Raw genomic sequence first — 10,224 nt, 5'->3', positions numbered from 1 at the left:
GCACTTGAGTCATCAACATGCATCGAGAACGAGGTGGACCGCATTGATGTTTTGTATGGTCTTGGAATACGCCAAATGGGATTGGTGTACAGCGAGTCAAATATGCTGGGGACTGGGCTTGATGAGATGCGTGACGGTGGTTTGACAGACTTCGGATATGACTGCGTGATTCGGATGAACAAGCTTGGGATGCTCATTGACGTGAGTCATGTTAGTGACCAGACTGCACGGGATACAATCGAGTCAAGCAGGGCGCCTGTCATAATTTCGCATGCTGGCTCGAAGACCGTCCACCCAATCAAGCGAATGGTGCCTGATGATGTACTGCTCGCTTTGGCTGAGAAAGGGGGGATGATTGGCATCGAGGCCGCACCGGGATACACAGCAACAAAGGACAATCCTGTTCCCTCAATTGAGACTTACATGGAGCACCTGGAGTATTGCATTGACCTGTTAGGTATTGATCACGTTGGGTGTGGACCAGATACCCTCTACGGCGATCATGTCGGTCTGTACGAATTGTACGACCAGCAGATGACTAAGGAGGGAATGGGGCACTATCCACGGCCTAAGCAGGAAGAGGACCTCAAAGTCAAGGAGATTCCGAGCCATGTAAAGGGGCTTGAAAACCCGACTGAAGCGATACATAATGTCATTCGCTGGATGGTCAAGCACGGATACTCGGATGATGAGATAACGAAGATTGTGGGGAAAAATGCCCTTCGGGTTCTTGAGGAAGTATGGTAGGGTACAGCTCCCCATTAGAGTGAATTGTAGTAGTTTATCAATCTACATTCAAACATACGTGTGGAGACGATGAAGAAGCGAGGTCACATTCTACAAACTCGACTGAGTGACTTTGACGAAGAGGGTGAGCTCAAGGAGGACGCGTCAATTTTCTCTGAGGAAGTTGGCCGATGGCTACCGCGAGGGACCATCTGGCTCAAGAAACTCGATCCCGACCGTGAGTGGGGTGTGTGTCGCTTCCATGATACAGTGCTGTTTGTCGAACTGCGGGACGGAACGATTTACTCGCACGGCTTCGAGGCTCGGTGCAAATGGTGTGGTGGGGAACTTGAGATTCGCGGGGAGAAGGTGTTCTGTATTGGCCCGTGTACGCGGTACCAGGGCGAGTTCTCGGCTGACCTCGATGACTACTTCCGCTGGGAGGGAGCAAAGTCCTACACGCTTCGGCGGAAGATAGCCAAGGTTGAAGGACTGAATCTCCAACCTCGGGACCTCAAGCCGAAATGGCCCTACAAGACGAAGTGGTCCCGCCTGATGGAATACGATGAATCGTAGTGCCGCTACCAGATGACTTTCATTCATCCTTGTAACGGTATCCTTCCTCAGACGCAGGAACGAAACTGTATGCAAGTCCCCTGTTTCTCGAGCGCCGTGATGCTGTGTTGCTTGTAGTTATGATTTCCACTGAAAGTCATAGTGATGATGTGCCCATTAGCATCCGCGGTTCCTTGGACATCTCTCTCGAAATTAGCATATTGCTTCCAAGAACCTGAACCTGTTTCCTGAAATCGATATCCAGCTCCGGACGTTCGGATAGGTTACAGACGGTCTTCGACACAGTTCCGCTGATAGCACTCAGATTACGTCCATAGGAAGCAGTCATTCTATTGGAATGGCAACCCAATAGCGAATAGGGGGTTACCATCTTTACCAAGTTAACCCTCGACGTTATTGCGGAAACCCTTGTTCCTCATGCCGCAGTAGGCTAGAGACAGGTGCCAAAAGACCAACAAGGGACGCAATGGCAATCAAGATCCAGTAATCAAGGCTCAAAGGCACCATTCCAAATGCGATTGAGAGGGGAGTGTAGATTACTGCGAGTGTCAAAAGGAATGAAATCATGACAGCAACAAACAGCCATTTCGACTTCTTGAAGTTGGTCCGCCACACAGGATGTCGCTCATCCCTGCAGTTCCAAACCCACAGCAACTGGAACAGGACCATGGTTACAAAGGTGGCAGTCCTTCCCATCAAGAGGATTTCAGCATTCTCTGGAAGGGCCCAATCAACCGCGGGACCTGTAATCTGCGGAATGAACCCGAAGTTCATCCACAGCACATTCAGATAGACAAACATTGAGACAAGTGCCGCTAGGATACCGCCAACCATAATCATGATGGTCATGTTTCTGTCCAACAGATTGCTGTCGGGATCGCGGGGCGGACGGTCCATTATTCCGTCTGGCGGAGCATCAAAGCCAAGTGCAAGGGCTGGTGGACCATCAGTCACGAGATTGATCCAGAGTATGGCAATCGGCGTTAGTGGTATAGGAAGACCAATCATGGCCATGAGGAAAACAAGCAGGACCTCTCCCGCGTTTGCTGAGAGAAGGAAACGCACGAATTTCCGGATATTGGAATAAATTTCTCTTCCCACTTCTATGGCAGAAACAATCGTGGCGAAATTATCATCAGTCAAGACAAGGTCCGAGGATTCTTTCGTTACACCTGCGCCACGGATTCCCATAGACACACCTACATCCGCCTTCTTTATGGCTGGAGCATCATTAACGCCATCGCCTGTCATCGCGACAACTTCATTCTGGTTTCTCAATGCGTTAACAATGCGGAGCTTGTGTTCTGGTGCGACCCGAGCGAATACATCCCTTTCCTTGACTAAACGTTCTAGCTCAAGGTCGCTTGTTTCTGCTAGTTGAGACCCTGTCACGGCTTCCTGGTCGCCCCGCGTGAGGCCAACACTATCAGCAATCGAAATTGCGGTAAGCGCATGGTCACCTGTAATCATGATGGGGCGTACGCCGGCCCTTCGTGATTTGCGAATTGCTTCGGTAACTCCTTCCCGAGGAGAGTCAATCATGCCTGCGAGGCCGATGAAAATCAGATCACTCTCTACTTCAGATTCTTCCCATTCAGCACTTTGACCATCAAGACGTCGGTATGCCAGTGCAATCACTCGCATCGCACAAGAAGCCATGGCAGTATTTGCTTGAAGGATTTCATCTCGTTGAGCTGCGGAAAGCTGCTGTTCTTTGCCACCAAGGAGTATCTTGGTTGTCCTTTCAAGTATAACCTCTGGTGCTCCCTTTGAAAACGCCCAGATATGTCCGTCATCATCCTGATAGATGGTCGTCATCCTCTTCCTCTTGGAGTCGAACGAGAACTCTGTGATTTCTTCGTATTGCGAATGGAGTGCCTCGGACGTGATGCCAGCTTTCTCAGCCGCAACAAGTAGTGCTCCTTCCGTAGGATCGCCTACAACCTTCCAGCTCGACTTATCATCTGGATTCGGTGACAGGGATGCTGATGAGCACAGCTGGCCTGTCTTGAGTAGCATCTTCAATTCATTGCTGTCAGCCACATCGAAGGGCTCGCCCAGCTGGGTTAATGCAACACAACTCTGGGGTGCTGCTGCTCCGTAGAACCCACCTTCTTTGCTGTAGCCCGTTCCTGATATTGCCACATCATCTGACGGTAGCCAGATGTACCTAACCGTCATTTCATTCTTTGTTATAGTCCCGGTTTTGTCTGAGCAGATTACTGTTGTAGAGCCAAGAGTCTCCACGCTGGATAACTTCCTGACGATTGCATTCCTCTTTACCATCCGGCTGACACCAATAGAGAGGGTAACAGTCACAACCGCAGACAGCCCTTCTGGAATCGCAGCGACCGCGACGGCTATTGATGTGAAGAGAGCTTCGTTCCAATCGTATGCTACGCTCGCAAATACAAGGGCAAAGAAAACAGCCACAGAAAGCCCGAGAACAATCGCTCCGAGCTTCTTCCCAAGAGCGTTCAAATCCACCTGCAGTGGTGTGAGTTCGTCTTCGCTTTCCTGCACCATTTGGGCTATTTTACCAAACTCGGTTTGCATGCCGGTTGATGTAACAACTGCCGTACCCCTTCCTGAACTGACAACGGATCCTTGAAAAACGAGATTGGTCATGTCTCCCAAGGCGGGTTTCTTTTCCTCTATTGCCTTCACATTCTTCTGCACTACCATGGACTCACCAGTGAGGGCTGATTCATCCATGGAGAGACCAACAGCAGTCAGGAGGCGACCATCCGCAGAAACGATATCACCTGATTCTAGAGAGATGATATCACCTGGTACGATTTCTCTCGCTTCTACCTCAACCCATTCACCATCACGTTTCGCGACAGCAGTTGGTGCGGAGAGGTCCTTGAGCGCTTCAAGAGCTTGTTCGGATCGGTATTCCTGAACGAATCCAAATACGGCGTTAGCAACCACGATTGCTGAGATAACGATTGCATCGATGAAGCCTTCTTGTTCATGACTGCCATGAAGTAGCACAGTCGCTATCGAAATAAGAATCGCAAAAATGAGGATCATGACCATCGGGTCAGCAAACTGTTCAAGGAACATCCTCAGCGGACCCTTCTTGTCGACCTCTTCTAGTTCGTTCGGTCCGTACTTCTCGAGGCGTTTTTCTGCCTCTGCGGTGCTGAGCCCTTCACGTGTCGTGTCAAGCTGCTCTAGGGCGTACTCAGGACTTTGTCTGAACCACTCACGATTCTCTTTCTGTGCAGCCATACTAAATTCCTTATTGCTGGAATTCAATGTATAGTATATGATTGTTCCTTTTCAACCAACTTCCATACAAAGCATTTGAGGAGCTAGCGATGGGAAAGAACAATCCATTCTTTAGGCAATTATGCATAGAACATAACATTTGTCCATCTGGTTGTGAGTTTTGGGAGCCAAGTGATATTGTCTCCATTACGTAGGAATTGTACGGCTTTTCAGAAATCCTCCAAGCTTGTCTGTGGATGTGGACGAGAGAATAGCTCCTTGTTCGCTTCCTTCAATTCAGCGAGAACCAGTCTTCCTTCATCGCTTTCCAAAGACGCGTTGTCAAGACACTCAGCTAGACCAGCGATTTCCTCATCCTTCAGCTCCTTTCGTATCCATCGGAACAACTGCCTGAGCTTCTGGTATGCATGCTTTCTGATTTTGGCATACCTCCTTCTTCTATGATACCAAAACCGTTGCCTATCCTTTTCCTCATGGGCCCCTACTATGCTGACCAGTTTCTTGCAGGTTACGGCTGGATTTTGCAGAAACAAGTCTTCCATGTCCATGTTCTCACCGAGAAAACTCATGAGTTTTGGTGGGTTTCGGTGTTTAGCTATGCCATTCCATATTTCCTCTATGTTTTCTCTGACTGCTTCTTCACCCTCATGCCCCAAATCCATCAACATTTGTACTGCGTTCTGGAATTCCTCGTAGCTGCAATACCTCGTCTGTATATTCAGAAACGGAGTGATTTGGTCCAGCGGGTAGTCTGAAACCATGGGTTGAAGAGATTCATCGCTTCTCAGCATTTGGAGTACAGTCTTTGGCTCGCTGCATTTGACTGTGTATTCCCATATCGCATCCTTCTCACGTAGAATTGTCTGTTTTCCTTCCAGACCCATATTGATGAGTGCTCGCAATGCATGGACAAGGTATTTTGGCTGCGAGAGATACGGCTTTAGTTTATCAACATCCATATCCCTTTGCCGGTAGGCTAGGGCACTAAGAGCTCCTCGCTGGTATGTGATTTTTTCTGAATCCAAACGACTCAGGATGATGTTCGATGCCTCATCACCGGAATACACACCCATGGCTTCAAGGGCGATTTCTCTAATCTGCCATTTTTTATGGCCGAGATAATTCTTCAAAATCTCATAAGAGGAAGGATGGCCCATGTCACGAAGCGCCATTAGCAGGTATTTCTCATTTCTCTTGGCGACAGTTTTTGTTTTCAGGTGCAGGAACGGAATAGCTCTGGAATCACCGCTTTCCCCGAGGGCAAGGATACTCCGCCGTCTATCATCGTGCGCCCTGTAGAAACTCATGGTGATGATGTGCCGCAACAGCAGAGCCATTTCTTCGGAACACTTCTTCTTGATTTTCCTGTTGCTGCCTAGCGTCTTGTATTCCTTCCTCAAATCGATGTCCCTGTCAAGTAGGTCGCATAATTCATCAAACGCGTCTGATGCTGTCTGAGTAATACCTTCGCGATTCCTCGAGGTTCTTCTCCAGGAACGATATGTTGAGCGCCACAGATCACTTGGAGGCTCAAGCAGCACTCCAGTTGTCAGCACTTTGAAGCCGTAGAATGTTGCCAGAATATCAATCAGATTTGAAGTCTCACTCAGCGATTCTACTTCCTTCTTTCTTGCTTCGATGACATCCTCCACAAGGAGAGCATATTGACTTGCGGCCATCTCCTCTACCTCTATGAAATAGGTGTTTCTTTTGATCTGTTCTCTTAGTTTCTCCATAGCAATAGGAGCTGCTTCATCTCGCAAGTCATCAACCGTGTCGGAAGTTAAATCGCGGAAGACCTCCATCATGTTGCAGTCGATGCCATTTGTAGGTTGGAGGCCGAGGAGATAGACGAGGGCATCTCTTACTTTTCCATAGGGGATGCTCTTCCTGAAACCAAGTTCTTTGCGCACCCCGTCCCAGGTACTGAAGGCCAGCAGCTCACAGAACTCGCTCCATGGTTGTTCCTTGAGTTTGCTGTTCACCTCTGCTTTTAGTTCGTCATAGTCGCGGAAATACATCAATTCCATGAGCTTTCTTTCACTGCGAGACAAGATACAGCCCTCTTGTTTTTATCTTCACAGAAGAATAAAAGCATAGCGCGGAGAAATCCTGTGTTCTCCATGTTCCAAAAAACGAATGATACTGGGATGCCCGAACTGCACTGTATTGCATATTTAGGCAGCAAAACCATTGTTGAATTTGGTGATGACATCGAAGCAGAAGCAGATGAACATCTTGAGATTATGCGAAAGCACTTCAAGGGTAGAAATCTCAGTATCAAAACAAGCGCAAAGGAGAATCGAAATATTGACGGGACGTTTAGGCAATTGATCGAGTGTGTGATTCACCAAGATGGGATTGCGTGATAATCAGTAGTGTTACAGAGTTCAGCCGGTGAGATGCGGTGAATGTTTTTGTTTTCAATTTGATACGAAAGATGTGATGAGTTGCAATGAGCAAGTATGGTTATCATTATCGAATCAAAAAGAACGCTCGGTTTGACAGAAGCAAGGTCTACAGCTCGGCCCTTCACCCACAACTCAAGCGTTTTACAGAGGTCATCTGGGCAGGCCAGGACGATGAGGGCTTCTGCGTCTTCAAGAGGGATCCTCACACCGGTGAAGTGTTGAGAATCGATTTTGATCCGCCATAAACGCTGAAGAGATTTCAGGTCAACCAGATCTATCGGAAAAATCCAATTGATTTAATCTCGGAAGGCAGTGCGCTGTGATGGAGTAGAAACTCCCAGTTTCAATCTCCTTAGCTGGAGCTTATTCTTTGCAACCTTACAGAAATCCCCTCTAATCAATGTTTTTGCCGCTTACTGGGATCTACCCCACCGAAAGCTTCGAGTTTCTATCCGGAGGGGTATCCTTTAAGAAGAAACTCGAAACCAGATAAGCAAGGAGAGGGCCGTAACACCTTGGTTCCAGCACTATGCGTATTGCATTGAAGAATATCTCGATGGGAAAGTCCGAATTGATGAAATGAATGAATCTGACCTTCTTTGTATTATGTATTTGTTATGGCCAGACATGATAAGGAAAAAGAGAATATGATAAATAAGGAATAGCCGTTCGAGACTATAAAACGTTTTCATAAAACAAAGATGATAAGAAAAAAACAAGCAAAACAGGGGGGAAACTCGAAGCACGAAATGCGTCGTGAATACATCTTAAGAGATCCAGCTGGGAAGATGACATTTCCCAAGCTGGATATCGCATGTTGTGACAAGAAGAGAAGTACTCTATCACATGGATACGAACTGCCCATAGCCAACGGATGTTTTTGCACCAAAGCCCAGTTCTGCTGCTGTTCGTTGAAGGACTTTCTCGATCCGGTCCAAATCGCACTCTGGGTCTCGCGGGGCGATACGGAACCTGAATTCGGTTCGAGGCGCCACTGCCAAGAAGAACACCGGTGTTGGAGAAAGGTAATCAGCTGGTGGTGCATCTCCTTCGTAGTATTTCTTGTAGTGGACATTGAGGATGTCAACATCAAGCTCCGGTTTGGACGTGGGGTACGCGTCAAACAAGATGACAGGGTCGGCAGATTCTTTGTCAAACATTGTTGGGAATTCATCTTCCTTTTCGGATAATCGCATCCAGGCCTTCACCGCACCCTTGACAGACGAGCCCGGCAGATAGGGAACACCGATGTTCCGTTCCCACTTGAACCCGGTTTCTGTCGGATGCGGAGCACCAAGACCTGTGATGAATCGCCATTGAGAGCTGAGATTAATGGACCGTCCTCCAAGAGACTCGATCATCTTGTCCATCCGGGCATGGTAATCCTCCAGCAGTGGTTCAACTTGTTCATTCATGTCCATCATTGCTGTGACCTCCTCGAAGAAGGGGGCCAGTTCTTCCTTGCGTTCCGGTCTGTCCCCTTCCAAGTTCCATACTGTGGGATACAGCTCGTACACAAGGCCTACGTTTACTGTTCGGGCATCCCGTTTAGCCTTCTTCACTATCTTGCCCAGCTCCTGGCTTTGATACATCGGCAGATCCACGTTCAGCTTTCCTCCTCTGAATCGAGGTATGCATTGGCGAATCTTACGAACCAGGTAAGGATCCGCATGACATAGTTCTGGGCTTCGATGTAGGTACTCATGGAGCCTTTCATCATGTGATCAAGGACTTCTCCTTTGTTAGGATAGACTTCCAATTTGCGGAGCCAGTCGGCTATATCTTCGAAGAGGGCCTGATGACCTGACTTTTCACGGCTCTTTTCTTCTGCACTTGCGAGGAGGAATGCAAGCGAATGCCCAAGTCCATTCGTCAGAACCATCGCAGGTAGCCGCTTAACCTGTCTGAAGTACTCTCCGCTGATGTTTTTTTTCTGAATGGCCTTGACCTTCCCAAGCGCATAGATTGCCTCTTGCTGTTCCAGAGAATTACGAGACGCTTCAGTCATCGTTTTCACTCTCCGTTAGCTGAAAGCACTTCTTCCAGGGATTCTGCAAGATGAACCGAAGTCGCGCACCAACCGTGGCCAAGTGTCTCATTGCCACCCACTTGGACGTAGCCTGCAGATATGGCATCGCTGAGTTTGTTGAGGATTTCATCGGCTTTCATGGAATTGCCGCCTCTGCTATCCTCGGCCATGATTGGGCTGTAGAACAAAGTATCCCTGGGAATGAGCTCCATATACCACAAGTTCTCGCTGGTTTTCTTCTCGTCCAATTTGTTTCGGGCAACAACTTCAGTCCCAAGGTTCAGAAGGTGTCGGAACTGCTGCTCGCTCAAAACAATCAAGTCTCGTTTGAATTTCTCCCGAAGCATGTCATGTGCGTTCCTTCCCAGACAAAGTGCGGCTAGCTGGTCTGCGAGGGTATCAACGGCAGAATCGGGTTTGGCTTCAAGCATGAGGTCCTCGATGACGACTTTGGATGACTGCTTGGAACGAGTCGTGACTAAAGCTGTGTTGTCCTCAACGGATGATGAGATGCCAACTTCCAAATCCACGTTGACGATACTGAGATCACGCTTCAGCCGGTCTATGACCGTCGGTGAAGTCACCCATCCGAATACGCCTTGCATCTGTCTCACTGGAAAAGCTAGAATTCGGGTATCTCCCAGAGCCACAGCACCAGCGAAATGCTGGCCGCTATCGAGATCTGCGCCGAATATCGTTGCTTTCATTTTAGGGTTCAAATCCAAACCGCTTCTGAGTGCACCTTTCAAGCTGGAAGAAGGTACGAATGGGAAGTCGGTATGTCGTTCTCTCTGCACGGGCAAATCGATAACACCGAGATTTTGCCCTGTTCCTGGATGCAGAGGGGTTTCAGTCAATAATGTTAGAATCGCGTTCTTACTCATTGCTCCACACTCCTATGGCTGCATGGCCAAAGCCAAGGTTGGTCTTCTGGCCGATGTGTTGATCGTGAATCGCATCCATTGCCTTTTGGGCAAGGTTGCCATCAATTTCAAAGTAGAATACACTACCTGCTGGGACCAAGGGCTCCAAGGGACGTGGTCTTCCCTTCGCCGTATCCCAGCCACCAAAATAGACAGGTTTGCCGGTCATGGCAGAAATCAGAGTCATTTCAACCCCGTTCACCTCGCCTTCCCAGCTAACGTTTTCCTCCCCCTCCTTCCTAGTCATACCGGGTGGATACCACCTTCCACCAAAGTCAGCATGTTGTAGAAGCATAATCTTCAGGCGTCCACTGCTGGCAAT

The 10,224-nt window shown here is 48.5% G+C and carries 11 protein-coding genes; 4 read left to right on the top strand and 7 right to left on the bottom strand.

Annotated features, from left to right (window positions below):
- Together GF309_10425 and GF309_10420 are read left to right on the top strand one after the other, a co-directional pair.
- A partial coding sequence (locus tag GF309_10425) for a diguanylate cyclase (protein ID MBD3159192.1) occupies window positions 1-747 on the top strand: 747 nt, incomplete at its 5' end.
- Between the two features lie 69 nt (window positions 748-816).
- A complete protein-coding gene (locus tag GF309_10420) occupies window positions 817-1,302 on the top strand; it encodes a hypothetical protein (GenBank protein ID MBD3159191.1) in 486 nt (161 codons plus the stop codon).
- Between the two features lie 136 nt (window positions 1,303-1,438).
- Here the strand turns inward: GF309_10420 and GF309_10415 are convergent, their stop codons facing one another.
- The 3 genes from GF309_10415 to GF309_10405 all read right to left on the bottom strand — a co-directional run bounded on the left by GF309_10415 (window position 1,439) and on the right by GF309_10405 (window position 6,593).
- A complete protein-coding gene (locus GF309_10415; GenBank protein MBD3159190.1) occupies window positions 1,439-1,681 on the bottom strand; it encodes a hypothetical protein in 243 nt (80 codons plus the stop codon).
- Between the two features lie 14 nt (window positions 1,682-1,695).
- Window positions 1,696-4,539: an HAD-IC family P-type ATPase gene (locus GF309_10410; GenBank protein ID MBD3159189.1), complete on the bottom strand. Its 2,844-nt coding sequence runs from the start codon at window positions 4,537-4,539 to the stop codon at window positions 1,696-1,698.
- 209 nt (window positions 4,540-4,748) lie between these two features.
- On the bottom strand, window positions 4,749-6,593 hold the full coding sequence (locus tag GF309_10405; protein ID MBD3159188.1) for a hypothetical protein: 1,845 nt from the start codon (window positions 6,591-6,593) through the stop codon (window positions 4,749-4,751).
- A 69-nt stretch (window positions 6,594-6,662) separates the two neighbouring features.
- Here GF309_10405 and GF309_10400 point away from each other — a divergent pair, with 69 nt between their 5' ends.
- On the top strand, window positions 6,663-6,908 hold the full coding sequence (locus tag GF309_10400; protein ID MBD3159187.1) for a hypothetical protein: 246 nt from the start codon (window positions 6,663-6,665) through the stop codon (window positions 6,906-6,908).
- Between the two features lie 86 nt (window positions 6,909-6,994).
- Entirely contained in the window at window positions 6,995-7,195 is a 201-nt protein-coding gene (locus GF309_10395) for a hypothetical protein (protein MBD3159186.1), read from the top strand.
- Window positions 7,196-7,792: 597 nt separating this feature from the next.
- Here GF309_10395 and cmr6 read toward each other — a convergent pair.
- Genes cmr6 through GF309_10375 form a run of 4 tightly spaced genes read right to left on the bottom strand, consistent with a single transcriptional unit; the run spans window position 7,793 to window position 10,224 of the window.
- Entirely contained in the window at window positions 7,793-8,554 is a 762-nt protein-coding gene (gene cmr6, locus GF309_10390) for a type III-B CRISPR module RAMP protein Cmr6 (protein MBD3159185.1), read from the bottom strand.
- Between the two features lie 2 nt (window positions 8,555-8,556).
- Window positions 8,557-8,958: a type III-B CRISPR module-associated protein Cmr5 gene (gene cmr5, locus GF309_10385; protein ID MBD3159184.1), complete on the bottom strand. Its 402-nt coding sequence runs from the start codon at window positions 8,956-8,958 to the stop codon at window positions 8,557-8,559.
- Between the two features lie 5 nt (window positions 8,959-8,963).
- Window positions 8,964-9,863, bottom strand: a complete 900-nt coding sequence (gene cmr4 / locus GF309_10380) for a type III-B CRISPR module RAMP protein Cmr4 (protein MBD3159183.1) — start codon at window positions 9,861-9,863, stop codon at window positions 8,964-8,966.
- Window positions 9,856-10,224 (bottom strand): hypothetical protein, encoded by a 369-nt coding sequence (locus tag GF309_10375; protein MBD3159182.1) that lies wholly within the window; start codon window positions 10,222-10,224, stop codon window positions 9,856-9,858. The genes cmr4 and GF309_10375 overlap by 8 nt, the downstream gene beginning before the upstream one ends.

The sequence above is a fragment of the Candidatus Lokiarchaeota archaeon genome, assembly GCA_014730275.1.
Taxonomy (GTDB): domain Archaea; phylum Asgardarchaeota; class Thorarchaeia; order Thorarchaeales; family Thorarchaeaceae; genus WJIL01.
The sequence above is the reverse complement of the archived record's forward strand: the minus strand, read 5'-3'. Positions and strand labels throughout refer to the sequence as shown.